The 25,480-nt window shown below is 58.2% G+C and carries 31 protein-coding genes; 18 read left to right on the top strand and 13 right to left on the bottom strand.

From position 1 onward, the window contains the following. The first annotated feature begins 37 nt into the window (after positions 1-37). From KBY83_RS10365 to KBY83_RS10355, 3 genes are all read left to right on the top strand, one after another. Complete coding sequence (locus KBY83_RS10365; RefSeq protein ID WP_255019478.1) at positions 38-778, top strand: phycobilisome rod-core linker polypeptide; 741 nt, start codon at positions 38-40, stop codon at positions 776-778. A 277-nt stretch (positions 779-1,055) separates the two neighbouring features. Beyond that, the gene (locus KBY83_RS10360; protein ID WP_255019477.1) at positions 1,056-1,598 is read left to right on the top strand and encodes a phycobiliprotein lyase; all 543 of its coding nucleotides are present in this window, start codon (positions 1,056-1,058) and stop codon (positions 1,596-1,598) included. A gap of 8 nt (positions 1,599-1,606) precedes the next feature. Beyond that, the gene (locus KBY83_RS10355; RefSeq protein WP_255019476.1) at positions 1,607-2,245 is read left to right on the top strand and encodes a chromophore lyase CpcT/CpeT; all 639 of its coding nucleotides are present in this window, start codon (positions 1,607-1,609) and stop codon (positions 2,243-2,245) included. A gap of 294 nt (positions 2,246-2,539) precedes the next feature. Here KBY83_RS10355 and KBY83_RS10345 read toward each other — a convergent pair whose 3' ends face one another. Together KBY83_RS10345 and KBY83_RS10340 are read right to left on the bottom strand one after the other, a co-directional pair. After that, positions 2,540-3,925 carry a HEAT repeat domain-containing protein gene (locus tag KBY83_RS10345; protein WP_255019474.1) on the bottom strand — a complete coding sequence of 462 codons (1,386 nt, stop codon included), beginning with the start codon at positions 3,923-3,925 and terminating at the stop codon, positions 2,540-2,542. Positions 3,926-4,318: 393 nt separating this feature from the next. Next, on the bottom strand, positions 4,319-4,747 hold the full coding sequence (locus tag KBY83_RS10340; RefSeq protein ID WP_106632840.1) for a DUF2656 family protein: 429 nt from the start codon (positions 4,745-4,747) through the stop codon (positions 4,319-4,321). Positions 4,748-4,819: 72 nt separating this feature from the next. On the opposite strand from KBY83_RS10340, the gene KBY83_RS10335 reads away from it, so the two are divergent. Continuing rightward, positions 4,820-5,710 carry a HEAT repeat domain-containing protein gene (locus KBY83_RS10335; protein ID WP_255019473.1) on the top strand — a complete coding sequence of 297 codons (891 nt, stop codon included), beginning with the start codon at positions 4,820-4,822 and terminating at the stop codon, positions 5,708-5,710. A gap of 19 nt (positions 5,711-5,729) precedes the next feature. Here the strand turns inward: KBY83_RS10335 and KBY83_RS10330 are convergent, their stop codons facing one another. The 3 genes from KBY83_RS10330 to cpeB all read right to left on the bottom strand — a co-directional run bounded on the left by KBY83_RS10330 (position 5,730) and on the right by cpeB (position 7,560). Further along, positions 5,730-6,350: a HEAT repeat domain-containing protein gene (locus KBY83_RS10330; RefSeq protein WP_255019472.1), complete on the bottom strand. Its 621-nt coding sequence runs from the start codon at positions 6,348-6,350 to the stop codon at positions 5,730-5,732. 93 nt (positions 6,351-6,443) lie between these two features. After that, positions 6,444-6,938, bottom strand: a complete 495-nt coding sequence (cpeA, locus tag KBY83_RS10325) for a class 1 C-phycoerythrin subunit alpha (protein WP_106632843.1) — start codon at positions 6,936-6,938, stop codon at positions 6,444-6,446. A gap of 61 nt (positions 6,939-6,999) precedes the next feature. Then, positions 7,000-7,560 carry a class 1 C-phycoerythrin subunit beta gene (gene cpeB / locus KBY83_RS10320; protein ID WP_254941610.1) on the bottom strand — a complete coding sequence of 187 codons (561 nt, stop codon included), beginning with the start codon at positions 7,558-7,560 and terminating at the stop codon, positions 7,000-7,002. A 371-nt stretch (positions 7,561-7,931) separates the two neighbouring features. On the opposite strand from cpeB, the gene KBY83_RS10315 reads away from it, so the two are divergent. From KBY83_RS10315 to KBY83_RS10300, 4 genes are read left to right on the top strand one after another with little or no spacing between them, the layout of a single operon-like run. Beyond that, positions 7,932-8,186, top strand: a complete 255-nt coding sequence (locus KBY83_RS10315) for a hypothetical protein (protein WP_254961265.1) — start codon at positions 7,932-7,934, stop codon at positions 8,184-8,186. A gap of 31 nt (positions 8,187-8,217) precedes the next feature. Beyond that, a complete protein-coding gene (locus tag KBY83_RS10310) occupies positions 8,218-8,805 on the top strand; it encodes a phycobiliprotein lyase (RefSeq protein ID WP_254961266.1) in 588 nt (195 codons plus the stop codon). A 26-nt stretch (positions 8,806-8,831) separates the two neighbouring features. Continuing rightward, complete coding sequence (locus KBY83_RS10305; RefSeq protein WP_255019471.1) at positions 8,832-9,539, top strand: 15,16-dihydrobiliverdin:ferredoxin oxidoreductase; 708 nt, start codon at positions 8,832-8,834, stop codon at positions 9,537-9,539. After that, positions 9,536-10,357: a phycoerythrobilin:ferredoxin oxidoreductase gene (locus tag KBY83_RS10300; RefSeq protein ID WP_255019470.1), complete on the top strand. Its 822-nt coding sequence runs from the start codon at positions 9,536-9,538 to the stop codon at positions 10,355-10,357. Before KBY83_RS10305 ends, KBY83_RS10300 begins: the two co-directional genes overlap by 4 nt. On the opposite strand, the gene hemH is transcribed toward KBY83_RS10300, so the two are convergent. After that, a complete protein-coding gene (gene hemH / locus KBY83_RS10295; RefSeq protein WP_255019469.1) occupies positions 10,336-11,511 on the bottom strand; it encodes a ferrochelatase in 1,176 nt (391 codons plus the stop codon). The two genes, KBY83_RS10300 and hemH, sit on opposite strands and share 22 nt — an antisense overlap. Before the next feature lie 240 nt (positions 11,512-11,751). On the opposite strand from hemH, the gene KBY83_RS10290 reads away from it, so the two are divergent. Continuing rightward, positions 11,752-12,582, top strand: coding sequence for a hypothetical protein (locus KBY83_RS10290; protein ID WP_255019468.1), 831 nt, complete (start codon positions 11,752-11,754; stop codon positions 12,580-12,582). On the opposite strand, the gene KBY83_RS10285 is transcribed toward KBY83_RS10290, so the two are convergent. After that, positions 12,561-13,478 carry an NAD-dependent epimerase/dehydratase family protein gene (locus KBY83_RS10285; RefSeq protein ID WP_255019467.1) on the bottom strand — a complete coding sequence of 306 codons (918 nt, stop codon included), beginning with the start codon at positions 13,476-13,478 and terminating at the stop codon, positions 12,561-12,563. The genes KBY83_RS10290 and KBY83_RS10285 overlap by 22 nt on opposite strands. A 132-nt stretch (positions 13,479-13,610) precedes the next feature. Here KBY83_RS10285 and KBY83_RS10280 point away from each other — a divergent pair, with 132 nt between their 5' ends. After that, a complete protein-coding gene (locus KBY83_RS10280; protein WP_255019466.1) occupies positions 13,611-13,853 on the top strand; it encodes a hypothetical protein in 243 nt (80 codons plus the stop codon). Between the two features lie 27 nt (positions 13,854-13,880). Here KBY83_RS10280 and KBY83_RS10275 read toward each other — a convergent pair whose 3' ends face one another. Further along, positions 13,881-14,594: a heme oxygenase (biliverdin-producing) gene (locus KBY83_RS10275; protein WP_255019465.1), complete on the bottom strand. Its 714-nt coding sequence runs from the start codon at positions 14,592-14,594 to the stop codon at positions 13,881-13,883. A gap of 293 nt (positions 14,595-14,887) precedes the next feature. On the opposite strand from KBY83_RS10275, the gene KBY83_RS10270 reads away from it, so the two are divergent. Genes KBY83_RS10270 through KBY83_RS10260 form a run of 3 tightly spaced genes read left to right on the top strand, consistent with a single transcriptional unit; the run spans position 14,888 to position 16,826 of the window. After that, positions 14,888-15,715 (top strand): HEAT repeat domain-containing protein, encoded by an 828-nt coding sequence (locus KBY83_RS10270; RefSeq protein ID WP_255019464.1) that lies wholly within the window; start codon positions 14,888-14,890, stop codon positions 15,713-15,715. Next, complete coding sequence (locus KBY83_RS10265) at positions 15,712-16,356, top strand: HEAT repeat domain-containing protein (RefSeq protein ID WP_255019463.1); 645 nt, start codon at positions 15,712-15,714, stop codon at positions 16,354-16,356. Before KBY83_RS10270 ends, KBY83_RS10265 begins: the two co-directional genes overlap by 4 nt. Then, positions 16,353-16,826 (top strand): low molecular weight protein-tyrosine-phosphatase, encoded by a 474-nt coding sequence (locus KBY83_RS10260; RefSeq protein ID WP_255019462.1) that lies wholly within the window; start codon positions 16,353-16,355, stop codon positions 16,824-16,826. Before KBY83_RS10265 ends, KBY83_RS10260 begins: the two co-directional genes overlap by 4 nt. Positions 16,827-16,838: 12 nt before the next feature. Here KBY83_RS10260 and KBY83_RS10255 read toward each other — a convergent pair whose 3' ends face one another. Next, positions 16,839-18,422, bottom strand: coding sequence for a bifunctional pantoate--beta-alanine ligase/(d)CMP kinase (locus KBY83_RS10255; protein ID WP_396093827.1), 1,584 nt, complete (start codon positions 18,420-18,422; stop codon positions 16,839-16,841). A 60-nt stretch (positions 18,423-18,482) separates the two neighbouring features. Next, positions 18,483-19,034, bottom strand: a complete 552-nt coding sequence (locus tag KBY83_RS10250) for a septal ring lytic transglycosylase RlpA family protein (RefSeq protein WP_255019461.1) — start codon at positions 19,032-19,034, stop codon at positions 18,483-18,485. 390 nt (positions 19,035-19,424) lie between these two features. Between KBY83_RS10250 and purM the strand changes: the two genes are divergently transcribed. After that, positions 19,425-20,465 (top strand): phosphoribosylformylglycinamidine cyclo-ligase, encoded by a 1,041-nt coding sequence (purM, locus tag KBY83_RS10245; protein ID WP_255019503.1) that lies wholly within the window; start codon positions 19,425-19,427, stop codon positions 20,463-20,465. Positions 20,466-20,679: 214 nt separating this feature from the next. Further along, positions 20,680-21,321, top strand: coding sequence for a hypothetical protein (locus KBY83_RS10240; protein ID WP_255019460.1), 642 nt, complete (start codon positions 20,680-20,682; stop codon positions 21,319-21,321). On the opposite strand, the gene KBY83_RS10235 is transcribed toward KBY83_RS10240, so the two are convergent. Next, a complete protein-coding gene (locus tag KBY83_RS10235) occupies positions 21,318-22,289 on the bottom strand; it encodes an aldo/keto reductase (RefSeq protein WP_255019459.1) in 972 nt (323 codons plus the stop codon). The genes KBY83_RS10240 and KBY83_RS10235 overlap by 4 nt on opposite strands. 35 nt (positions 22,290-22,324) lie before the next feature. Between KBY83_RS10235 and KBY83_RS10230 the strand changes: the two genes are divergently transcribed. The 3 genes from KBY83_RS10230 to KBY83_RS10220 all read left to right on the top strand — a co-directional run bounded on the left by KBY83_RS10230 (position 22,325) and on the right by KBY83_RS10220 (position 24,597). Continuing rightward, a complete protein-coding gene (locus KBY83_RS10230; protein ID WP_255019458.1) occupies positions 22,325-22,480 on the top strand; it encodes a hypothetical protein in 156 nt (51 codons plus the stop codon). Positions 22,481-22,488: 8 nt separating this feature from the next. After that, positions 22,489-22,992 (top strand): hypothetical protein, encoded by a 504-nt coding sequence (locus KBY83_RS10225; RefSeq protein WP_255019457.1) that lies wholly within the window; start codon positions 22,489-22,491, stop codon positions 22,990-22,992. A gap of 258 nt (positions 22,993-23,250) precedes the next feature. Next, entirely contained in the window at positions 23,251-24,597 is a 1,347-nt protein-coding gene (locus tag KBY83_RS10220; protein ID WP_255019456.1) for a hypothetical protein, read from the top strand. Positions 24,598-24,723: 126 nt separating this feature from the next. On the opposite strand, the gene KBY83_RS10215 is transcribed toward KBY83_RS10220, so the two are convergent. Together KBY83_RS10215 and KBY83_RS10210 are read right to left on the bottom strand one after the other, a co-directional pair. Continuing rightward, positions 24,724-25,014, bottom strand: coding sequence for a hypothetical protein (locus KBY83_RS10215; protein ID WP_255019455.1), 291 nt, complete (start codon positions 25,012-25,014; stop codon positions 24,724-24,726). Then, positions 25,011-25,202 carry a hypothetical protein gene (locus KBY83_RS10210; protein ID WP_255019454.1) on the bottom strand — a complete coding sequence of 64 codons (192 nt, stop codon included), beginning with the start codon at positions 25,200-25,202 and terminating at the stop codon, positions 25,011-25,013. Before KBY83_RS10210 ends, KBY83_RS10215 begins: the two co-directional genes overlap by 4 nt. Positions 25,203-25,480 lie beyond the last annotated feature (278 nt).

Here is a 25,480-nt window from a genome sequence, read left to right as displayed (position 1 = left end):
CTAATTTCTGAACTCCCCCCCTACCAACCTAAAAACCATGGAAATCGAAACTCTTAACCGTTCCAATTCAGGTTTACGCCAATCAGAAGCTCAAGCCCAGCTGAAAGCCGCCTACCGCCAGGTATTTGGCAATGCACACCTATTTGATGAAGAGCTCTCAGTCTCTGCAGAGAGTCTATTCATCAACGGAGACCTCACTGTGCAGGGGCTGGTCAATGCTCTAGCTCTGTCCGACAGCTATCGGCGTCTCTTTTTTGATGCAAATGGTCCCTATCGATTTGTTGAACTCAACTTCAAGCATCTCTTAGGCCGCGCCCCACGAAATCAGGCTGAACTTAGCAAGCATGTTCAGCTCCTAGCCACAGAAGGATACGAAGCAGAAATCAACAGCTATATATACGGAGCCGAGTATCTAGAGGTCTTTGGCTTTGATACAGTACCTTATGACAGGGGAGTGGCAAGCCAGAAAGGTGAATCCAACCTTACATATAATAGAACACGTGCATTGACTTCAGGCTTTGCAAGTTTTGATGGTGACGGGCAATCACAATTATTAGTCAGCCTGGCGACCAGATCAGCCCCCGGAGGCAGTCAAAAAACTCCCGGCCCAGGAGGTCGCAACAACCAGCGCTATGCTATTCGCTGGACAAGCGCTAATCCTGTTGGCCTAAATCGACGGGTAACGCAAACGACAACCGTTCCCTTCAGCTCGCTATCGTCAGCCATCCAATCAATTCATCGACGCGGAGGCCGCATCGCCTCAGTTAATGAATCCTAAGTCAAACTAAACCGGAGGCGGCTCAAAGCCTTAATATATATATTAAGGCAACACTTGCGCCGCCTCCTAAAAGCATCAACAGCAAGCACCCTGGCTGCAATCCATGAATTTAAAGGACAAAGACTATCGCAAAGCAGAGTGCACTCAGATTAATCAGAGCACTGAAGAAACGCAGCCTGCGATCAACATGATGATCGATACATGGGTACACATGGTTCAGGCAGGTCGTCTGCCAGTTGCAAGGACCACTCACAGAAACAAGGCCTGAGCAGCGTTGATGCAGCTGGAATCTTTTGTAGCTCGTAGCCTAGGCCGCTGGCGATCCATGAGAAGTGGTCATTCTCTTGCTTTTCAGCAATTTGAGGATGTTCGCAGTTCAGTATTGATTGAACCAATTGGACTCCAAGATCCGTTGGTGCTTGAGTTAATTAGAGACTGCAAGATACACGACGCCAAACCCCTTCTGCCATTCCGAATGGAATGGAATGCAGAAAGTGACTGGGAGCCAGATGGCCCCAGTGAAGTATCAGCAGGATCATGCGTACTCGTTCCAATCCCAACTGATAATCAAAAAGGAATCTTACTGCGAAGCACTGGATACGCAGAGGCCGAGCAAGCAGTATCAAACTACGCTTTTTTAGAAGATGATACTTTTATACTCACTACCCAATATGGTCAATCGATTGCAGAGGAAAGGATCTGGTTCGTATCTGAGAATGTTCGCTGCCGCTCATCAGTGCTGCGAACTTCAGCCGGCTCAGGAATACTGCAAACCTCCTTCGCATCTGAAATCAGACGGTTAGATTCCTTCAGCCAGTAGAGTTCGCCATGATAGGTATTACCCTAAAATTCGCTAAAATTCTAGCTGGACACTACAGTAATTTCTCTCAGTCACAGAGCGATCCCGTAAATTTTGCCCATATTAACATCTATTTTCGCCCTCTGCCTTGGGAAGTATTTCAGGGCCCTGGTTTTTACTCCGAGCAGAGCTATGGGCACGATCCTTGGCGACCTTATAGGCAAGGTGTACATCGACTGATTTCGACCGAGAATGTGCAGATTGTTGAGAATTTTGGATTCGACCAACCAATTCGCTTAGCTGGAGCAGGCTTCACGCCTAAACTGCTCAAGCTAATTCATATTGATCGCCTTCAACAACGCTGCGGTTGTGCGATGCATTTCCAAGAGACGACACCGGGTTGCTTCAGCGGAAAGGTAGAGCCTGGTAATAAATGCCTAGTGCCACGCGATGGGCGGCCTACCTATCTAGTGAGTGAGGTGTTGGTTGATCACGAAAACTGGATTAGTAGAGATCAGGGTTTTGATCCAGCTACCAATACCTTGCAATGGGGCTCCGAACATGGGCCACTACGTTTTGAACGCGTGGCTAGCTTTGAGAATGAAGTCACAGCTGAGTGGGCACGTCTAAGTAATCATAAGGGAGAAGAACCTGAACAAATTGGATAAAACAGAAACCATGCAAGCTGACGGACCAGCTATCCAGCAATTCCGTAGCTGGATCCGCTCGCAGCACCTAATTTGCCAAGGCCAAGACTTTATTTTTGAAACAATTGATCATAGTCAGCTTGAGCGTTTTGAAGCCTGCCTAAATATGCTTGATGGGCAAGTGCGGTCTGTAAGAGCAATTGGAAACTGGCCCATGGGGCCCCGTCGAACATTCAAGATACTGAGAGCTGAAGCAGCTGTGCCGAGGCCCAAAGGCCTGGAAATTCAACGCTACTGGGCTGAGCGTGGGTCCTTTCAGACCCGGTTTTCTGAAATAAGCATTTGACGCCTACGATCTACAAAAATATCAGGATCCTGCACGGCAAAAGCATTCTGTAATAGCTGAAATATTTCATGGTTGTTCGCAACATCAATTGAATCAAGACCAATCAATGCAGCATAACGTAGCTCCCAGCTTGGCGTGAAATCGGAGGACAAAAGCTGCCGTACACTTTTGCACCATATATCAGGGAAGTGTTTATTCAAAGCCAAGCAAGCAGCCGCTCTTGATTTGCCGAATTGTGGGCGCTTGCTGTTCATAGCTTCCAGCAGCAATGCCTCAATAACAGGAGTAGCAGCGGAAGGCCAGACATCCACACTGCCAAGAAGCTGAATGAAGAAGTAATGAGCACCATAATCATTATAAGCATCCTCCTGCCATCGCTTCCAGAAAACAGGCCAGAGCTCCTCTGCTGGCCTATGCTTCAATGTGGACAATGCTAGGTAGCAACGGCTAAAGTCAGTACCAAAGAACTCATCAAATAAAAATAATATGGTTGGTTCAGTGTCGTAGCAGTGCGCCAAGACCAAACCTTCTGGCTGATCCCACATCAGCGAATCTAAACAAGTAAGCAGGTCAATGCCTGCGTGTGATTTGTCTTGGCCCGGCCAGAGTGTCCGCAGAGCGCGCAACCTGAACACAGGGGACACGGGCGCCTTGAGGATCGAAGGTAATAGATATGTAGCCCGACAGTCAATTAAATCCTGAATTGCCGACTGCCGGTCCATTTGGTTAGGCAGGGTCAGGTGGTCTTCCAATTCTTGAAGGCGACTACTATCTCCACTGAGCTGTGCAACCCCGGCCAAAGCAGCGCCGCGAACCCCTGGATTCGCCTCATCTTGCAGCGATTGAAGTACGGGCAAGGCCGCATGCACTTCTAACCCCACAAGAGCCTGGATAAGAACCCTGCGGCTCTGGCCTGGATCATTGAGCAGCGGGAGCATTGCATGATGGAGTTCAACATCCTGGCAATTGAGCTGAAGAAGGGCCCAGGCGGCATTTTCAACGAGATAGTGATCATTGCTCCTTAGGCAACGCCCAATGCTAGGGATGGCCCGTTGAACCCCAAGCCGGCCCAAAACTTCGACCGCTTTGCGGCGCGCAAGGTTAACCGCCTGTTCGCCCGAAGAATTATCAATGAGCCGCAATAATGCCTCCTCCGTTTTATCGCCGGGGAAATTCACGAGATGGGCGGCCGCCATGTAGTAGTCGCTGGCAGAATCAAGCGAGTCAAGAGATTGTTCAAGAATCGCTAGCGCATCATGGTGGCTGAGCCCGGGATGGATATTGTCGTAACTGTTGCTGGAGCTTGCCAAAATACTGTCCTCAGAAGTCAAAGTGGACGCGGCTGTGGAGCTCAAAGCAGAGCTGCTTCCAACTCTGATAGCCGGCAGGGCAAGAGCGCTGAAAGTTTAAGAGTTATGTGTCTTGATGCAACCCAGCCAGGAAGCGTTCAATATGAACCCATCTAAATTAGAGGCACAATGGGACCCCATCAATGTGGTGCGCTTTTGCTTGTTACAAGCATCAATTCTGAAACTCCCCAGAGGGTTGCGCAGAAGCTGCGAGTTCCGCGCCATATGCTGAGCCACACTATGCAGCAACTACACCAGAACGGAATCCCGGTTACGTCGGTATGTCTGATGGAGGCGGCCAGCTCAGTTTCCGCAGTGGCGACCACAGCCTCTACGGACCCAGTCGAATCGCCCAAGCCTGGACAGCCATCACCTCGCCGCCGCCGCAAATAGCCCAGCTCAGCCTTGAAGCTCGAACACACCATCAGGAGCACGCCCCTGTTTGAGCAGATCCCAGTTGATCGACTGAAGGAAAGCGGCGGTGTTCAGAGTCTCCACCACATCGACCCCCCAGTCACTCTGCTGCAGCAACGCTCCAGAGGCGCCTTGATCGTCCTTGCGTCCACCTAAGGCCAACAGCTGGCAATCATGATCAGTAGCACCTGCAGAGCAGCGAAGCTGTCGCCAGGCCAGGAGTACGGCATTGGCCAAATCGACGGGCAGCAGGTCGGCTTCCACCTGAACCAACCAGTGAGGGTGGCTGACTGCCTGAACCCGGACATCGGTGGACAGGTGTGCAACGAGACCAGCCGCCAGTTCCGCGGAATTCAAGCCCTTCAGGTTGTCGGAAACCACCTGAAGGTTGTGGGAGAGCAAAAAGCGTGTCATGTCCTGATCTTGTTAAGCCCACCATAGGATCGCGACGGCTATCCCTGATAATTAGTTCAATAGGAGGGACCCTTGTCTGCCGAGCTGTCCGCTACCCCCGCATCTGGAATCCAGCAACTGAGCGTTGAGGAAGCCAACATTCTTGCTGCAGAGCTTCGTTCCCAACTTCGTCAGGGGTTAGTTCCTTCATCCGACACCCCAGCTATTGAGCGCATGGTGGCTGGTCTCGGCGATACCAGGGGCTTGATGCGGCTCACCTTTGCCGAAAGCCTTGGAGCAGTGGGTGCTGCAGCGGTGCCAACACTCTGCCGTGCATTGCAGTCTCACGACAACGTCACCGTTCGACGCGCTGCAGCTAAGACTCTGACCCTGATTGCAGATCCAGCTGCCTTGCCCGTTTTACTCGAAACCCTACTCTCAGATTCGGATCCCGTTGTGCAGGGATCAGCGGTCGGAGCGATGGCTGCAGTCGGCGAGCAGGCTCTCAATCCACTCCTCTCAGTGCTGGTTCATCCAAAAGCTTCGGCCATGCAACAGGGGCTGGCCAGCTGGGGGATCGCTTTTATCGGCGCCAAGGCGCCCGAAGCGCTTCGCCAAGCAGCCAGCTCGCCGGATGCCAGGATAAGAGCGGCAGCAATAGCAGCTCTCGGCGAACAGATCCAGGCTTTGGGGGATGACGAGGCGAGACAGCTGCTTCTAACCGCGCTGGATGACCTGGACTCCGAAGTGCGGGCAGAAGCTGCAACGCTGATGGGGAAGTTGCAGGAGCCAGAATGGGCCTGCCCGCGCCTGCTCCCCCTGCTCACCGATTCGGAAGAACAGGTTCGCAAAAATGCTGCTCTATCGCTGATGAAGCTAGGGGCCAGGGATGCATTGCCTGCCTTAAAAGCAAGTGTGGAACAGGAAGTACAACCTGGTGTCAGATTAGTGCTAGAGCTAGCAATCAGTCAGCTAAGCAAGTGAGGATGACAATCGTCTCGCGTCAGCCCGGCTGAGGTTGACGCGCTTGCAGTTCCCTTATTCGAGCCAAGGCTGATTCAAGGGTCTCTCGCACATAACTATCTAACTTTGGTTGGTGCTGCAGATCCTTAAGAGTCGGTTCAATTGCAGGATCATCAATCTGGGCGAGTGCATTGACAGCTGCTACCGCCTGGGCTGGATTATCACCACCCACCACTCTTAGCAACAGCGGCACCGCCTGCCCACCAACCTGCCCAAGGGCCATCACCGAAGCAACAGCCACAACCGGTGAGTCGTCGCTAAGTGCCTCCTCGAGAGCCTGCATCGCTGTCTCGGGGAAATGGATCCCAGGCTGGTTTGAAGCCACCTGGGCATAGGCCTTCACGCAGCTGGCGCGGATAGTGCTGTCCGTGCTAGCCATAAGAAGATCCGCTAAGGGCAGCAAGGCTGCCTCGCCAAAGGCGCCAATACCACGAACAGAAGCCCTGCGTAAAGCTATATCCGGTTGGGCCAACAAACCAAGCAGGCGAGGTAGAGCTTGCTGAGGCCAATCCCTGACCATAGCCATAAAAGCCTGGCTTTGAATATAAGGATTAGGGTGGGCAAGATCATCAAATAAGATATCTAATGCTTCCATTTTCATCGAGGAGAGGGGGTAGGCGACGAATCATTTTCACACAAAAAAGGAGGCCCGAAGGCCTCCCTGGTTTGTCCTCAACAATTAATCAGAAACTGATCAGGAGAGGGCGTTGATTGCGTAATCAAGGTACGACTTCAACTCATTGAGAGCCTGGGGGCTCATGTCACGAGGGGAGCAAGCCCGATCGCGGGTGAAGGTGAGCGCTTCCACGTAAGCAGCGGTAGGCAGACGCAGGGTGCGGTACACCTCACGGGCTCCGGCAATGCCCCACTCATCGAGAGGGCCGGTGCCGCCCACAACCAGGCAGTAGTTGATCAGACGCAGATAGTGAGCGATGTCGCGGTAGCACTTGTCCACCTTGACCTGGTTCTCACCAGCTTCGCCGGCTTGCTTGAGGTAGGGGTACTTGCTGAAGCAGGCGTCACCAGCCTCCTTGGTCACTTTGTCCAGACCGGCAGCCAGCTTTTCAGCAGCTTCAAGACGAGCAGTAGCTCGCTGAATGTTGCCCTGAACAGCTTCCAGGTCGTTCTGGGAGGGGAAGCGACCAGCGGCATCAGCGGCGGTCACAACAGTGGTCACAACAGACTTCATCGTGAAGATCCTCGTTTAATTGAGTAGTAGTGGTTTAAAAAAAGCAATCTCTTCGGATGAATCAGCTGAGGCCGCTGATCACACGGTCAAAGTAGGTAGCAGCTTCAGCCACTAGAGCGGAGCAGTCGCCCTGAACGGTTTCCATCTTGCGGAAACGGGTTTCCACAGGGTTGGTGCCGGTGGTGTTTGTCTCGTTGATGTGAGCTGTGGAAGAAGCCTTCATGATGGCCACGGCGCGAGCGGCAGACTGAAGGGGAACGCCCAGAGCGATGTAGGTTTCCTTGAGGCCGTTCAGGCAGCGGTCGTCCAAAACCGATGCGTCGCCTGCCAGCAGCGCGTAGCTGATGTAGCGAAGCACAATTTCGCCATCGCGCAGGCAGGCGGCCATGCGGCGGTTGGGATAGCAGTTGCCACCAGCCTGGATCAGGCCAGTGTTTTCGCAGATCATGCCGGTGACTGCATCTGAAACGATGCAGGAGGCATTGCTGGTGATGGCGTTAACAGCGTCTAGACGCTTATTTCCCTCAGCAACATAGTTACGGAGAGCAGCGAGCTCACCGCCTCCAATAGGGGCAGTCTTCGAATCTGCGCTGACGACAGCGCGTGAAAAGGCGTCGAGCATGGGAAAGGGGCCAGGGGTGCTTGTGCTTAGCCAATTGACAGCCAGTGAAGATCGTTAGATCTGTTCAGGTCTGTATGGCGTAGCTGCCTCTCGGGGAAGGCGTAAGGGGAAACTACGGTCATCTCCCGCCTCAGGCCCCCGAACTAAGCAATCATGCAAACTTTCGTCACCCATCGCGCTCGGACTTGAAAAGTGCAGCGCTGGCAAAGGGTTTTGGCAAGGGGAAGGCACGCACTCCCTCCTAATCGCGGAACAAAGCACCAGGAGATTTATCTTTTCTTCCATTTTCACCATGGATGCGACCCATTTGAAGCTGCTCTAGTGGATCGCAGCGGTCGACTCCGTATGCTGACATCCGCCTAATCCAACCCATGACCGACGGCACCACCGCTCGCGCCGACACGTCTGCAATCAACGGATCCGATCCCAGCCGGCAGGAGTTGGAGGAGTCGATTGATCAGCTAGCGGCCTACCGCGATCGACTTATCAAAGATGTGATCGGCATGGGGCAAAGACTGAAGCTCCCTCAGAAGCAAGTCGAATTCACCCTGGCTCAGCATCCCGAGCTGCAGAAGCTAGAAGCAATTCTGGCTCAGCTTGAGTCCCAGAAGTCCGAGCAGGACTAACCCCCATCCCCCTCACCCGCCCGTGGCACCCATGGACCCAGCCCGAACGATGGACCAGTTCTTGGCGGCCAGTCGAGGGGCCTGGCTGACGCGACGGGCTGTGCACCACCTCGACCACCAAGATGATGAATTCGGCGATTCCAATCTTGTTATCGAGCCCTTCTCCGCTGAGGATCCAGCCGTCGAGCAGATATGTCTAACTCTTAATATCAATCCTCTTCTAGCAGCAGGAGGGGCCCGTTTCTGGTGGGAGAGCAATCTAAAACCCCTAACCAGAACAGAAGATCAAGCGGCTGTATTAATAGATATCCCTCTAGCCGGAGATCCCTCTCAGGGTTTCCTGGTCCGTGACAAGGGCTACGTGGAGAAGCAGCCCGTCCTCAGTCAATACACCTTTTCCAGCGATGGCGTCATGACCGTTACCACGCGCTATGACAGCAATGTCGGCACGGAGCGCTGCTGGTTCGTCACGGATCAGGTGCGAATGCGGGTGAGTTCAGTGCAGTGTCTCGATGGTGTGTCGATGACCACCTACTGCACGGAGCTTCGTTGCCCCTCCGACGCAACTCTGCAGTCGCTTCGGGAAAGCGCCGATTCCATGGCCGCCGGTTTCCGTTAACCCACCCTGCTCCTGAGCGCTCCGAGATGTTTGACCCTTTTTTGCAAGAGCTCAATAGCAGGCTGGAACGGTCTGGAGCGCAGCCCATTGCCCCACCCGATGGGCTAGCTGAATGTCGCTCCCCGAAGAGGCAGAGCGTGATCCAAAGCTGGCTCTGGCAGGTGCCTGGGTTCCGGCGCTGGCGGGTGACCAGGATGGACGCGGGGGACAGCCTGCAAGTGTTGAATTCGGTGGCCTATCCCGAATACAACAACGATCAGCCCCTTATGGGAATCGATCTCCTTTGGTTCGGCACCCGCGGCAAGCTGGTCGCAGTGCTTGATTTTCAGCCACTACTGCAGGATCAAAATTATCTTGACACCTATTATCAAGGCCTAAAAGAACTTATTTCTCGCCACCCGGATCTTCACGGTGCTGAGGCCATGCGCTCATTTGATCCAAACCAATATTTTTCGCCCTGGCTGCTGTTCTGCCGTGGAGGAGCTGAGGAGGCGCAGGAATCGTTGCCCAGAGCTTTCACTGCCTTTCTCGACTGCTACTGGCAGCTCAGCGCCGAAGCCGGCAAACGCACTTCCATAGTTACAGCAGAAAAGGTGAAAACCCTGCAGGAGGCATACGATGTCTATAGCGCCGAAAGAGATCCGGCTCACGGCCTGTTTAGCAGCCACTTCGGCAAGGCTTGGTCGGATCGCTTTCTGCACGAGTTCCTTTTCCCATCTAGCCCGCAGCAATGACAGCACCGCAAAGCTGCAGCCTTGACCAGGTCCGAATCCCCGGTTGGCGTTGGCAGCCCTTTCTTGATCATGCAGTCGAAATGCTTCAGGCATTGGAGCCAGCCGCCTACCCCGTGCCGGAGCAGTTTCTGCAAAAAACCGGATCCACCGGTTCGAAGGCACAGCCGGTAGTTGTGCAAACTGCAACCTGGGCATGTCAAACCAACAAACTTCGCCAGGTGAGGGCCGCCTGCGTGGAGGCGGGGCCAGCAGCGTCCGTGCTGAACCTAGTCATCAATCCCCACTGCCGTTTTGATCTGCCTTTCTTCGGAGCAGATTTGGTCACGCTGCCCTCAGGCCATCTGCTGGCCCTTGACCTGCAGCCGGTTGACCGCAGCGATTCCCTCCATACCCAACCTGTCTGGGATCGCTTGCTTCCAATTTTTAACAGCTGGAAACCTCACTTACCTGATGGCGGACCCATTCCTGCTGAGGCGGAACCTTACTTTTCACCTGCATTTCTCTGGACCCGTCTACCTTTGGGAGCAGCCTCCGATGAGCTGATCAGCACCGTTATATTTCAAGCCTTTGCTGAGTATTTAAAGCTTTATTTACAGCTCGTGGATGAAGCGACCCCCGTGGCAGACGATCGCTCAGCGATATTGCTCAATGGCCAAAAGCGCTACACCAGCTACCGGGCAGAGAAAGATCCGGCAAGGGGGATGCTCGGGCGCTTTCACGGCACGGAATGGACCGAGACATATATCCATGAGGTGTTGTTCGATCTGGATAGACACTATCCCGATCAAAACGTAGATCAAAGCAGGCCTATGGCATGAAGAGGGCCACTTCCACTGATCAGCTCCACCAGGAAAGCGGACAATCCGAGCATAGCTAAGCGGCCATTCCACACTTCTGAGCTGTTGTTCCAGCCCCAAGCCCACTTGTCCTGGGGGTAAAGCTTCACGGTGCTGGGCAAAGCCGCCGCCTGGTCAAGATTCACTTCGGGTCCATCCAGGGCCTGCTGGACGAGTCGCGCAAGCCCCTGGATGAACGCAGGGTTGGTGTCGAGCGCCGGCACACGGCGAAAATTAGTGATGCCCGACTCGAAAGCAAGCTTGCGGTACTCGATGTCGATCTCTTCGAGGGTCTCGATGTGCTCGCTCACAAAACTGATCGGCACAACCACCAGATCCTTCACACCCTGCCGCCCTAGCTCCGCCAATGCCTCGTCGGTGTAGGGCTTGAGCCACTCCACAGGACCCACCCGGCTCTGGTAAGCGAGGGTGAAAGAGTTGCTGTGGCCCAATGTGGCCTCCAACTTCTCGATGATCAGCCGGGCGCAGGTTTCGATCTCCCCTTGGTAGGGATCGCCCGCTTCTTCCACGTAGCTCTTAGGAACACCGTGGGCGCTGAAGAACACGTGGGCGCTGTCAGGGTCCGGGCAGGCCTGGATCTCGCGGGCGATCAGCCCGGCCATGGCGTCGATATAGCCCCGGTCATCGTGGTAGCTGCGGATGCATCGAATCGGCAAAGCTGCGAAGACAGGATCAGCCTGACGAAGACGCTGAAGCTCCCTAAAGCTGGAACCGCTGGTGCTAATTGAGAAGTGAGGGTAAAGAGGCAGCACCACCACCTCCTCCACATCGTCGGCTTTGATGTCTGCCACCGCCGATTCGGTGAATGGGTGCCAGTAGCGCATCGCCACGTAGCTGGTGGCCTCGATCCCAAGCAGGCGCAGCGCACTCTGCAGCTCCCGCGCCTGCTGCTCGGTGATTCGCCGCAGTGGCGAGCCACCGCCGATAGAGCGATAAGCCTCCTGCGACTTGCTCGCCCGCAGACTGCTGATCAGCCAAGCCAGAGGTTTCTGCAGAGCCGGGTTGGGTAGCCGGATGATCTCCGGATCCGAGAACAGGTTGTAGAGAAAAGGGCCGACATCCTGGATGCGCTCCGGACCCCCGAGGTTCAGCAGGAGCACACCTACCTTGGCCATGGCTTGGCGATCATGAGGCCAAACATCACCTTAGGTCTACAACCGCTGGCAGCTGCACTCGCTCGGTTAATTAAGAAACGTTTAGGGTCAGCGCTGACAACGAAGTGGATCAAGCCACGCCCCAGCCCCAGGGATCTTTCACCAGCGGATAGTGGCCTGAGAGCCCCATAAACTTTTCGCCGCGGACCCTCTGATCACGAAACAACGATTCTGGAAAACCCGATTACCGAACTGAAGACGATGGAAGCTTCAGATAACCACGCGAAAGCCGCAGCTGATCGGCAATGGGACCTTATGCGCGCCAGCTTTGATGGCGACTGGCAGGGAACAACCACCTGGTATGGCCGCAACGGCGACGGCATGAATATGAAGCAGGGCACCGTCAGCCCGGAGGCCTCGCTTTACGCCATCCGCTTCTCGGATGCGCATACGGGTGAATGGCATGGAACCGGCCTCCGATTCGCACCGGGTGGAGAACGCCGCTTCCCCCTATGTCGGCACAATTACAACCTCAGCCACAACTGCTGGCATTTTCCGCAGACTGCAGGTCAGTCGAGCCTGCAAATGGCAGGCAGCGTCGCGCGTGCTGGGCATGAAGTGAACTTCTTCAGCGGTCGCAGTCGTTCGATGCTGGTTGCGCTTTACCAGCAACAACCGGATGGACAGATGCTGCTGGACTCAATCGCCGCCACACCCTTCCGCTGCCAACGCACCAGTCCTGATCCAGAACGCGCTCAGTTTCAATCGTTGGAGGCGGTATTCGAGACCGTCTTTGGCTGGCAAGGGGTGGAATCAGTGATCAGACCCGGATTCAGTTCAGGAATTGCAACTTCAGAACAGCAGTTGGCGCCATTCTGTAGCGAATGGTTTATCAAGAATGAAGTGAACGGGTTATTTGCAGATAATTTAATCTGCAGCCTGCCGGAGAGCTTGCCAAAGCATTCATTTGACATCCACTTCGGCTGCATACTAGATCATCAAAGCTTTGTGCATCTGACAATGGAGTTTGATGCCAATCACAATCTCTTGGCCTGGATAGAGCGCCGCTATCAGCCCACCATGCATGGATGAGAGAGGCTGAAGCCAAGCTGCTTAAGCTTCTCATTACTCACCCGCGCATTAAGGATTCGATCGCTGGTGTCTCTGGTCAACCACTTGGCCAGTGGCAGCCCAGCGCGCTCACACAACCGATCTGTGAGCTCTTGGCCGTTGTACTGGGTGTCATTGACCAGGTTGTACGTGTCATTCAGGCCTTGGTCAAAGGCGAAGTTGATACCGCGAACGATGTCGTCGCGGTGAATCCAGCACGGCACATTCAAGCCATTACGCTGCACTAATCCGCCAGCTGCACTGAGCAACATGGCCGGAATATCGCGTCCAGGCCCATATATGCCACCGAGGCGCAACACGCAGACCTTGATCGATTCGGAGCGGACGGACGCGATCATCTGCTCTGCCCTCAAAAGCACGGAATTCACTGGATGATTTGAATCAGTTGGATCGCTCTCACTTGTGAGCGCTCCCTGCCGGTTGCCATACACGCCACAGCTACTTAGGTGAACAAGCTGCAGTGGCGAGCTGACAGGCCGACGGCTAAGCGTTTCGATCAGCCGTTGCAGACCGCCAAGAAAGGTCTGCTCGTATTGGCTCAGCTCAACACTAGAACTCTTCGACGGAGCGAAGGACACCAAGATGCCGTCGAGATCTGCTGCGAAGTCCAGGCGGCTGGAGGGATCCGTCGAATCAAAAACCAGCGGATTCTCTACTAGGTCGGCCAGCTCTGCCAAGCGTTCACGCCGGGTTGTGGTGCCCCAAAGTGCATGCCCTTCCTGCTTCCAGGATTTGGCAACCGCTTCGCCCACGTAGCCACAACCCAGGATTGCGCGACGCTCGCCCGAGGGCAGGATCGGGCGCTCTTGGAGAGACAGCAACTGATAGAGGGAAGCCAGATCTGGGGCAGAAGTCATCCCGCAAAGCCCAATCATGAAGTTTTGCAACCCTAGGCCTGCCGGATGGGGGGTTGCGTTGTCACCGCTACGGATGACGCTCCCTGAGCCCTACTCGGTTCTTGTGGCAGCCTGAGCTATCGGCTTAAGCCCATGCCCGTCTATTGCGTCGAAGTGCCTGGGCTACCGCCACTTTCCGTCACTTGCGCCGGCTGCAGCGGAGATGCTTTACAACTGGCACTGCGGGAGCAGGGACTGGACAACTTCCGTGTGGAGCGGCGCAGCAAGGATGGTCGCCAGTGGTGGTTTCAGGCCAACTTCAAGCCAGGCACCATCGACCCAGCCACCCCTGGAGGTCTCACCCGGCTGGTGAGCGTTGATCTAATCGAGGACTGATGGGTCCGATCCAAGCGCCGCCAAACCTCAGGCCGCCACCACTTCCGTGCTGCCCGAACGCTGACGCCGGGTAAGGAAGCCAAACAGAACCTTGCCAATGGCGGCGATCAGATTGCCTTCCAGTTCCTGGAACATGGTCATGTTGAGGTGGAAGGCGTGGTTGGCCTCCTCCACAATGCGATCGGCCATGGCTTGGTCGATCGGCAGGCCGTCGAGGGTGGTGCGGTAGTTGGCCTTGAAGCCCTTCTCATCGGGAATAGCCGCGAATTCGTAGAAACGCAGGCCATCGTGCTCGCCCAGGCTCATCGCCTTCTGGGCGATGTTCTTGAGGATCTGGCCGCCGGAAAGATCACCTATGTAGCGGGTGTAGTGGTGACCCACCAGCAGCTCCGGGCAATCCCGCGCCACCTGATGCAGCCGCTCTACGTATTGCTGGGCTCCAGGGGTGGGTTGGACCGCATTACGCCAGTCACCACCGAAATAAAAGGCAAGATCCTGCTCGAGACTTTCGCGCCGGTTCAGCTCTGGAAAGGCCACCGGGCCCACCACCGGATGCTCCCTAAGCCGGCCAAACTCCTCCTCCATGGCCGAGTACACGAAATAAAGGTCGGCCACCAGGGTGCGGTAGCTGGCCTTATCCACCACCCCCTTGAGGAAGCAGCTCACGAAGCCGGTGTTCTCCGCCATCGTGTGGGCCTTTTTGGTGCCTTCACGCAGTTGGGAAGCGAGCGCAACAGCCATAGGTGCCGGTCTGAGGAACAGGTATGTCGGCAGCAACTTAGAGGGGACGCCCTGGATTGGTTTGCCCCTTTGCGAAGAGTTCACGACTGGAGTATTAGGCCCGCCATGCGCGTTGTCTTTGGGGCTGAGCCGATGCTTTGTAAGCCCGATTTATGCGATTCCGGTGCCTGGCTGGCTCTCACTCATTGAGAGCCAGTCCTCAGCGGACCTGCCGGAATAATGCCCAAGCTGAAATTTGGAATCAGCCCTGGGCTGGCAACATCACTAGGAGCCCGCGTCACGCGACAGCACCCATGGCCGACGCCGACGCCAGCCCCCCCCAGGCAGGCGAACCCATCAGTGAGCAGGAAGCCCTGCGCCGGCTCCGCCAGAGCGAAGACTCCTCCCAGCAGTACTACGGAGCCTGGTGGCTGGGCCGGATGCGCAGCCAGCACCCAGAGGCAGTGCCCCTATTGCAACAAGCCCTGCGCCAACGCCGGCCCAGGGATAGCGGAGCCGGCGTGGAGGAGAACGCGGTAGCCCGCAATGCCGCCCGCGCCCTCGGCAAACTGGCCCCAGCAGCGCAAGCGGCCATCCCCGACCTGCTCGACACCCTGCAGGATGCCGACGACGGACTACGGGAAGCGGCAGCCCGAGCCCTGGGCCAACTCGCAGCAAAGGCAGCCATCGAGGCTCTCTGCGAGAAGCTTGCTAGCGGCCCCGCTGTGGCCGGCGCCCAGCAGACCAACAGCCCCCGCCTGGTGGAACCCTGCGAAGCCCTCCTGGAGGCCCTGGGCGACATCGGTGTCAACGAGCCGCGGGTGCTGGCCGTGGTGAAACCCTTCCTCGCCCACGAGCGCCCCCTGATCCGCAGCGCTGCGGCGCGCACCCTGCTGCAATTGAGCGGTGAGGCGCGCTGGGGGGAACTGCTTGTGGACCTACTTGACCATCCCCAGCTGCAGGTGCGTCGTGCAGCCCTGATGGATCTAGGTGCCGCTGGCTGGCGGCCCGGATTTAAAGCCATTGCCGCCACCCTGGCCGAAAACAGTCTGAAATTGATGGCCCTGCGGGGGCTGGTGGAACAGGGCAACGGCGACCCCGGCGACGAAGCCCTGCTGGCCTGCATGGACGCCTTGCTATGAGCCAGGTTCCAGCGGTGGCAGCCCGAATTGCAGCCCTGCAACAGGCCGGCAGTGCCATGGCCCTACTGCAAGCCACCCAGGAACTGGCGAGCTGCGCCGATGCCAGCGCAGCTCCGGTGCTGGTGGAGGTGTTGGGCTTCAACAACCCCGGTGCGGCAGTAGCCGCCGTGGAAGGGCTGATCAGCCTGGGGACAGCGGCCGTGGAGGCCCTGTTGCAGCTCGACCCCGAAAACTACGGGGCCCGGGCCTGGGCAGTGCGCGCCCTCGCCGGCATCGGCGATGTGCGCGGGCTAGAGCTGCTGCTCGATGCCCTCGGCAGCGACGTAGCTGCCAGCGTGCGCCGGGCTGCCGCCAAGGGGCTCGGCCAGTTGCAGCTGACCGAGCTCCCCCCTGCCCAACAGCACGAAGTCCAGCGCCAGTGCCTAGGAGCCCTACTGGCCGCCACCAGCGATGGCGAGTGGGTGGTGCGCTATGCGGTAGCGGTGGGTCTGGAGTTGCTGGCAGCTGGCCTGCCCGCGGAGGCACCGGAGAGGCAGCTGGCCCAACAGGGCCTGCTCACACTCCAGGAAGCGACTGATGGCACTCCTCCGGTGGTGCAGAGGCGCGCCAAGTTAGCCCTTTCACGGCTGGAGCTGCAATGAAGAAACGGGTGCTGTTTGTCTGCCTGGGCAACATTTGCCGCTCCCCAGCCGCTGAAGGGGTGTTTTTGCACCTGCTGGAGCAATCTCAGTCCTGTGACCGGTTTGTGGTGGATTCGGCTGGCACCGGGGGCTGGCATGTGGGCAAGGCTGCCGATGCCCGCATGCGCGCAGCCGCCAGCCGCCGCGGCATCCAGCTACCCAGCCGGGCGCGACAGCTGGAGCTGGCCGATCTCAACCGCTTCGACCACATCCTCACAATGGACGCCAGCAACCTGCTTCAGGTGCAAGCCCTAGTCGGGGAAGCTGGCGGCAGCAGCCTCGCCCGCATCGAGCCCCTACTGCGCTACTGCAGTCGGTTTGATGTCAGCGAAGTGCCCGATCCCTATTACGGGGGAGCCGAGGGATTTGAGCACGTGCTCGACCTACTGGAAGACGCCTGCAGCGGCCTGCTGCAGGCCCTAGACGACTAAGCGACTAAAGGTCTAAACGCCGTTAGCGGCCGGCCAGGCCTCCTCCGGAACCCTCTCGCGGAACAGGTCCACGAGTGCCTGGATCACAGCCTCAATGGCCATACCGTCCGTAACCAGCTCCACCGCATCCTCTGCCTGGCACAGCGGCGCCACCTCCCGGCTGGAATCCTGGTGATCACGGGCAACTATCTGGGCCTCGAGCTCAGCCAGCGGTGGCACCGCAAAGCCCCGGCTCTCGAGGTCTTGGGCGCGACGGCGGGCCCGCTCCGCCGCAGTGGCCGTGAGAAAAACCTTGAGCTCGGCGTCGGGGAAAACGGCGGTGCCGATGTCGCGGCCCTCGGCCACCAGCCCCCCCTTAAGCCCCATGGCCTGCTGCTGGGCAGTGAGGGCCTGGCGCACACAGCCGTGGGCAGCCACCAGGGAGACCTGGGCCGTTACCTCCGGGCTGCGAATCGCCTCGGTCACGTCGAAGCCATTGATGCTCACCAGCTGCTCGCCGGCGCCGCCGGCACTGAGCTGCAGATCCAGATCCAGCAGCAGGGGTTCCACAGCCGCCGCATCGGCAGGGTTGGCTCCCTGGCGCAGCACCCACCAGGTGAGGGCCCGGTACATGGCGCCGGTGTCTAGATAAACCAGGCCCATCTGGCGCGCAAAGGCACGGGTGACGGTGCTCTTGCCCGCCCCCGCTGGTCCATCAATGGCAACGATCGGCAGACGAGACATCAGAAAACAATGGTCGATCAGGCGGCTTGAACCGCAGTGAACCGCAGTGGCGAGCAGGGCCAAGCCTTGCACTTGCTGCAATGGCTCCAGGCTATGGGGAGCCACAAGCTCCACATAATCCACCCTCAGGCCCGCCGCTTCCAGCTGCTGGGCCAGCTGGGAAGTGAGCGCTGGGGCCTGGGAAAGGCCGCCACGCACTTGGGCAGCCGCAGCCGCCAGACCAGCTGGCAGCGCCGCGGCCTGCTGGCGCTGGGAGGGGGAAAGGCGACGGTTGCGGGAACTGCAGGCGAGCCCATCGGCCTCCCGCACTGTGGGGCAGCCCTGAATGCGCAGCGGCAAGCCCAGATCCGCCACCACCCGCCTCAGGATCACCAGCTGCTGCCAATCCTTTTCGCCAAGCAGCAGGAGATCAGGGCGCACCAGGGTCAGCAGCCGAATCACCACGGTGGCCACCCCCTCAAAGTGCTGGGGCCGGTGGCGGCCACAGAGCCTCTGGCGCAAAAGCAAAGGCGGCACCACCCGGGTCAAGCCGGCCTCGCCCCGGGGGTAGATCTCCGCCACGTTTGGAGCAAACAGGGCCGTGGCACCGGCGGCGGCGGCTAGATCAATGTCGGAGCGGAGGTTCCGGGGATAGGACTCGAGATCTTCCCCAGGGCCGAACTGCAGGGGATTGACAAACACACTCAGCAACACAGATGGGGGCTGGCCTGACCCTTGCCTCAGTGCCGCTGCTCGGCGAATCAGCTGCTGATGACCCTCATGCAGCGACCCCATCGTGGGCACGAAATGCAGGGGAGCCTGCTGCTGCTGCCGCCAGGCGGCTAGGTCTTGGCATGTTTCGAGCAGGTCCAAGGAAAGAGCGGCGGCAGCCAACAAAAAACCCACCCGCCAGATTGGCGGATGGGCTGATCAAGGGAGCTGACTTGGCTCAGCTCACTGGAGCACTTCGAGACGCACTTGAGCAACGCCACTGGCTGTGAGGCCTAAGGACTGGGCAGCTCCATGGGCAATGTCAATGACGCGGTTGCCGTGGAAAGGACCCCGGTCGTTGATGCGCACCACGGCGCTGCGGCCATTCCAGAGGTTGGTCACACGCACCTTGGTGCCGAAAGGCAGGGTGCGGTGGGCCGCCGTGAGGGTGCCAGGACGAAAGACCTCACCGTTGGCAGTGCGGTTTCCAAAGAAACCGGGGCCATACCAACTGGCCTGACCCTTGGAGCTATGCACCACACGGGGCGCTGGCTTGGGGGCAGGAGCGATGGGGGTCGGAGGAGCCTGCTTGATCTGGGTGTCACTTGGTGACAGCTCCACATCGACCTCGCGGATGGCGACTGCAGGCGTGGGGCCTTGGGGCTCAGGGCTGGAAACAGCCGTCGCTACAGCATCGTTGCTGGTTGCGGCGAGGCTGGAGTCGGCGATGGCGGGAACCAAAGCACTGCCGGAGAGAAGCAGGGCGAGGGCCCCAAGGGAGAAGGTGCTGCGCATAACAAACGAAACTCGCCGCTATTGCGGCAATCACCAGCCAGAGGCAATTAGTGATTCGTCAGCGTTGGATTCGCTCTCAAACTGAATGGAGTTGAGATACGAATTCGCGTTCGGGGTTCCTATCGGGAATTGACGACAGGGCAAAGTTAACTGCTTCAGCCGGCCCTTTCGGTCAAAAACGACACCTACAAGATTGATCAGCAATTGCAATCCAAGCGGCCAGGGCAGGCGCCTACAGGGCTGAGCGGGGGTCGGCAAGGCCAGTGAGGATCAGCGACCCAAATCACAATCATCAGCGCAGCTAATCGCTTGAGGTGCCAATCGAGCAATTGGCCCCGAATTTGGGCAGGTGGCATCAGAGGATCGGAGCTGCAGATGGGTTCGCAAGGGATGGACTACCGCACAGCCGGGGTGGATGTGGTCGCAGGCAGGGAGTTTGTGGAGCGGATCCGGTCCAGTGTTGAAGCCACCCGACGCCCTGAGGTTGTGGGCGGGCTCGGAGGCTTCGGGGGTCTATGTCGACTGCCCGCCGGGCTGCGGGATCCCCTGCTGGTCTCCGGCACCGACGGGGTTGGCACCAAGCTTGAGCTGGCTCAGGCCTACGGCCGCCACCACGATGTGGGCATCGACTTGGTGGCGATGTGCGTCAACGACGTAATCACCAGCGGGGCCGAGCCGCTTTTCTTCCTTGATTACATCGCCACAGGCAAGCTCAGCCCGGAGGCCATGGCTGAGGTGGTGGAGGGCATCGCCGATGGTTGCCGCCAAAGCGGCTGCGCCCTTCTTGGCGGCGAAACAGCCGAAATGCCTGGCTTCTATGCCCCGGGCCGCTACGACCTGGCCGGTTTCTGCGTGGCCGTGGTCGAGGCGAGCGCCCTGATCGATGGACGGGCCGTTAGTCCAGGGGATCGCATCCTGGCGGTGGCCAGCAGTGGGGTCCATAGCAATGGCTTCAGCCTGGTGCGCCGCATTCTTGAGAGCCAGGCGGTCGATGAACTCACAACCCTGCCCCACAGCAACCAAAACCTGATAGACGCCCTGCTCGCCCCCACCCGTCTCTATGGAACCTTGGTTAAAGCCTTGCTTGCCAGCAAGGTGCCCATAAACGGCATGGCCCACATCACCGGCGGCGGCCTGCCTGAAAACCTGCCCCGCTGCCTGCCCACTGGGGTGCACGGCGTGATCGACCCAACCAGCTGGCAGCGTCCAGCTCTGTTCCACTGGCTGCAGCAAGCCGGCGAAGTGCCGGAGGCCGATCTCTGGAACACCTTCAATTTGGGGGTGGGCTACTGCCTAGTGGTGCCGGCAGCTGCAGCGGATCAAGCTCTCGCAATCTGCCAAGACACTGGCTACGAGGCATGGGAGCTGGGCGCGGTGGCCAATGGCAGTGCTGGAGCGCAACCGCTGGCAGGACTTCCCTTCAGCGCTTGATCAGCCCGGCTGCCAATGGCCAATTGCATCAGAGTGGGCTGCTGGCCCGGTCGGAAGACGCTCTCCTGCCTAGGGTGCTGGCCTCGAAGTTGATCAACACCTATCGCCCCGGTTCCTGAGCCGGGGCGATGTTCGAGCCATACGTAGTTGTATTAGGAGTGGCGTCATGACGCAATCAATAGGTTCACCACAGCGAATAGCGGCCCCAAGCCCCTTGGGCTCCTCCGCTGCACCTCCCCTCGGCACCGGTCAACGCATCACCCGCCGCCGCAGCTCGGCCGGCCCCGTAGCCCCAGCCCGGCCGCAACGCCCCCGAGAGCTTCAGGCAGCGCCCCAGCGGGGTGGAGTGAGGCCCACCTTCCTCACCCTGCGAGATCACGGCAAGGTCTATGTAGCCGACCTGCCCCGGCTCTCAGACGGCCAACTGGCCCACGTGACCAAAGAAGCGCGGGAGGTGCTTGAAAGCCTGGGTCGCCGGCTTGAGGAGCTTGAGGCTCAGCCTTTCCTATCCCAGGCCGAACAGGACACCAGGATCCGGGCTTCCACCAAGCGGGATGTCACGGAGCGCTTCCTGCGCTCAATCGATGACGAGCTGCAGCTACGCCACAACAACCCCGCCCTGAGGGCAGCGGCTGGTGAGTCGCTGGCTCGAGCCTTCCTGGAGCTGGCACGCCACCGGCTGCCTGGAGCCACCTTCGATTCCCTGCTGCAGGAAGCCCTGGCAGCCTGCGGTCCCGAAGCGGCCGCCGAAGCCGAAAGCCACGGCGACCACGGTCCCAGCCCTGTGGTGCCCCTGGTACGCCCCCAGGCCATGCCGGTGGTGCTCACCCTCGATCCAGCCCCCCAGGCCGGCTAGTCGCTCTGGAAGGGATTGGCAGGCATGCCTACGTCCAATCCCAGCGCCAGATCATCTAGACGGCGACGCTCCTCCTCAGACAGGTTCCAGGCCAGGGCAGCCGCGGCCTGCTCCACCTGCTCCGGCCGGCGCAGACCAGGAATCGGCAAAGCGCCGTGGGCACGACACCAGTTGAGGGCCACCGCCGCCAGGCTGGCGTCGCGACTGGCCGCGATTCGGGCCATCTCAGCCTGGAGCTCAACCAAGGCGGGAGCTAGACGGCGGAACAAAGCTCCCCTTGGCCCCCTAGGCAGAGGCCCATCCGCCATTGATCTGGCCAGCAGCCCCAGGGCCAGGGGGCTGTAGGCGATCAAACGGATACCCAGCTCACGGCAGACTTCAGCCACGCCGCCCGGCTGGACCGGATTGGGTGCCAGCAGTGATAGCTGCACTTGGAGGCTGCTGAGCGGCACTCCCCGCTCGGCCAAGCGCTGGTGCACCGCCCGCAGGCGACGCGGTCCCATATTTGAAACGCCAAGGGCCGCCACCTCCCCCTGCTGCACCAGATCAGCCAGACCCTCAAGCAGGGGGTCCTCCTGCCAGGGGGCGTAACGAGCCGTGCTCCAGTGCAACTGCACCAAATCAATTCGACCGGCCAGGCGCCGTTTCGAAGCCGCAAAAGCCCGGTCATAGCCGCGGCGCCCCAGTCGCCAGGGGAAGGGGGCGAGCTTGGTCGCCACCAGCAGCTGGTCGCGTTGTGCCGCCGGTAGGGCCGCCGCAAAGCGGCCCAAAAGGGCCTCACTGCGGCCGTTAAACCTGCCAGTGCCGTAGGAGTCCGCGGTATCAAAGGTGTGCAGGCCGCAGGCCACAGCACGCTGGAAGGTGGCTTCAAGCACCGGATCCTGGCTCGGGTCGTAGCCCCAAAGAAATTGATTTCCCCAGGCCCAAGTGCCAACGCCGATGCCGGCCTGCCCCACTGGATGCGCCATCGTGGAGTTAGGTGCCAAAGCGGATACCTCCCAAAATGCCCGATTCCCCCCCACCCGGCTGCGCCAGCTTGCCTAATAACACCAGCCAGCCGGAGCCTCCCCTCGAGCCGGTTCTTTGCCAACACTGCGGACGCACCGCCAGCAATGGCATCAGCTGCCAGGGCAGCTGCGTGGCCGACTCGGGCTACTGAGCACTCCCATGGCTCGGATGTTCAGCCTGGGCCTGATGCTGCTGGCCTGGGCCAGCGCCGCCCAAGCAGGGGGCTTCGGGCGCTGGGAGATCGGGCTAAGGGGCTGCTCGCTGAGACACGGCCAGATGGGGCAACCCCAGCTACTGCGCGAACAGAAGCAGAACTGCGTCCGGTTGCGGCTTGAACAAAACATGGAGGGGCTGCTGAGTGTGCGCCTGATCACGCCCTCTGCCAACCAACTATTCGGCAGCAGGAGCCTGGTCTTCGCCGGTGTGCTCGCCCCCGGTCAAAAGCCGATGCGCTGCGGCGCCGATGGCAAATGCAAACCGCAATGGCCTATCCGGCTGGATGTGACCACGGTGGCCACCAACGTGGAATTAGACGGATCTCCAGCGCCCACCTTGCCCCGGGCCCAGCTAGCCAAAGGGACATGCCTGCTGGAACGCCATCGCCTGAGGTGCGAGGCCAGTGATTCCAGCGGACAGAGGTGGGAAGCTCAGGCCCGCCTCTGAAATGAGACGGAGCTTCAAGCCGAAGCCATTAATAAAGGCGGCACCCAGATTCGAACTGGGCAAAATTACAATATTTTCAGTATTTAGCACCATATATGGTGTCAAATGCGCCAAGACAGCACCAAATACAGGGGCAAGATTCCAACTCACCTTCCGCTCACCTTCCACTGGGGGTAAAATCAGTGCTCTGAACGCCTCCCCAAACTGGGTCGAAAGAAGGTGAAATCAGGGTCTCCACCGCTCCCAGAGAACTGGTCGGTGCTCAGCGTTTCAGATCTGGGCATCAAGGGGTCTTACCCCAACAACCTGAAGATTCGTAAAGTCGCCCGAACGCAAAACCTCTCAGCGTCCTGGTTGCCGTCGCTGGAGGAAGACCATCGCCCTGACAAGGGGCGTGTAGGGAAGACGGGCAAGCGCGACCCCCATCGTGGGTCTATGGGCATCCCCGACCCCTATGAGGCGGCAAGGAGGGCGGTGGTCTGGGTCCAGGAACTTCAACGCTCAGCACGGGTCTTCAAGGAGCAGCAGGAAGCGGAGCACCACCACGCCCTGGAGACCTACTGGGAGCGGTGGTATGCCCGTGAGGGCAGCAAGCGCAAGACCCAGAGAAACTTCGCCCGATGGAGCAGGGACACACACCTGAAGTGGGATGGCGGGTCCTACGGGGTCAAGCACCAACCCTGGGCACAGAAGTCGGTGGAGAAAATCACCGCTGCTGACTTTGATGACTACTGGGCGGTGCTGGATGCCCGCAGAACCGCCACGAACGATATGGGCGGCACCAAGGCACGGCAGAAGACACTGATACGAGACCTGCTCAAAGAAGCACGGTCTGATTTCCCGCACCTATCAATCCCCGACTTCCCCTCCATCTCCAGGCAGGTCAAACAGGTTCAGCACCTGAAGCGATCTGACTGGGATCGACTGATGGGAAAGATCGTTGAACTCTCAGGCGGAGCAGCAAGGGCAGACCTCACACCCCAGCAATACAAGGCGCTGGAGTGGAAAGCAGCAAATCGCTTGAACCAGCGGAACTGGGTCGATCTCTACGACACTCTCAACCTGATGTGGTTCTTCTACTTACGGGCAGAAGACCTTCCACGACTCAGAGCGGAGTGGTTTCAGGATCACGGCGAAGAAATCATCTGTCTCCTGGAGCAGACCAAAGGAAACCGACCTCAACAGCGAACGACCCACTACCGACCTGATGCGATTGCGAACTGGAGGCGGATGAACCTGAGACGCCCAAAAGGTGTGCTGGTATTCCCGCACATCAAACGGTCGGAATCGGATATCTCAGGGACCCTGAAGAAGAACCTGAATGACCTTCTGCGGTATGTGATGGATCAATGCGACCCACCAATTCCGTCTCAAGGGATGACAATTACCAACATACGGCATACGGCATTTCGTCTCACTCTGGAGGAAGTCCCTGAATTGGGTCGCCCTCCTGGGATTTATGCCTTCGCCCAGAACGGGATGACTTCAGCGGAAATGCTCCAAAGAACCTACCTGCGATTCATCGAAGAAGAAGCAACCGCAAAACGGGCAAGAACGCAGATCAAACCAGGTCAATGGTCAATGGTGAAGAGAGTGGAACTCTGAGGACTTTCTCGCACCGACTTCCCCACGGATTTTTTCTCACGGGATTATTTTGAGGTCAGGAGGAATACCTTATAGATTAGGTTCCCCGATTGATTTTCAACTGCTCACTCACGAACACCAAATAAATCAGTCCGAAATAAGGGCATTGTGAATCTCCATCAGCAGGAGGCGTGGGAACTTCTGGTTGATCAAACGCCAGTTCCCATCTGGAGCGATGACCAACCAGAACGACCTTATCCCTTTGGAAAATACAAGTTTCCGTAATATCTCCTGCTGATCTTCGTCAAAGAGATTTTCAGGGTTCTCCAGGGCATAGTCGGCAATGCTGTCCTCCAGAATTGCCTGAATGGCATCCAGTGATCTCAGGTCCTCTTCCTTGTCAGATAGTGGGCGGGTGTCGTAAATGGAGAAGTTCATTTGGATTTCTCAGCATCAATGGAAGCAAAGGGCTCCTGCACCTCCAGTTCTGCCAGGATCCGCTTCTGAATGTCCAGTTCCCGCATCAGGTAGTCGTAGGTCTCAGGAAGGTAGTGATCCAAGGACACCAGTTGATCCTCCAAGAAACGGATCTTGGAAAGCGCCTGCTGCTTACTTGAGTTGCCCATATGCCGATTGAATAATTTTCTTGAGAAACTGCTCTGGTTTCAGGCGGTTTCGCTTGGCGACCTCAAGAAGCATTTCGTATTCAACGGAATCCAAGAGGATAGGTTTTGCCATAGTCATACCACTGTTTGCTTATACTTTTCATACCACCTGTAGGGTACCTCGAAATTTACGAGATTTGCCAGCTCTGATCACCATAAAAAAATGCCTTTCGGCATCGTCGCAGCAGATCATAAGTGCTCAAGCAATGCAATATTGTCGGCAAATTGATTCGTACTGG

The organism is Cyanobium sp. WKJ7-Wakatipu (genome assembly GCF_024345355.1).
In the GTDB taxonomy this organism is placed as follows: domain Bacteria; phylum Cyanobacteriota; class Cyanobacteriia; order PCC-6307; family Cyanobiaceae; genus Cyanobium_A; species Cyanobium_A usitatum.
Note: the sequence above shows the minus strand (reverse complement) of the source record. Positions and strands in the feature narration are given on the sequence as shown.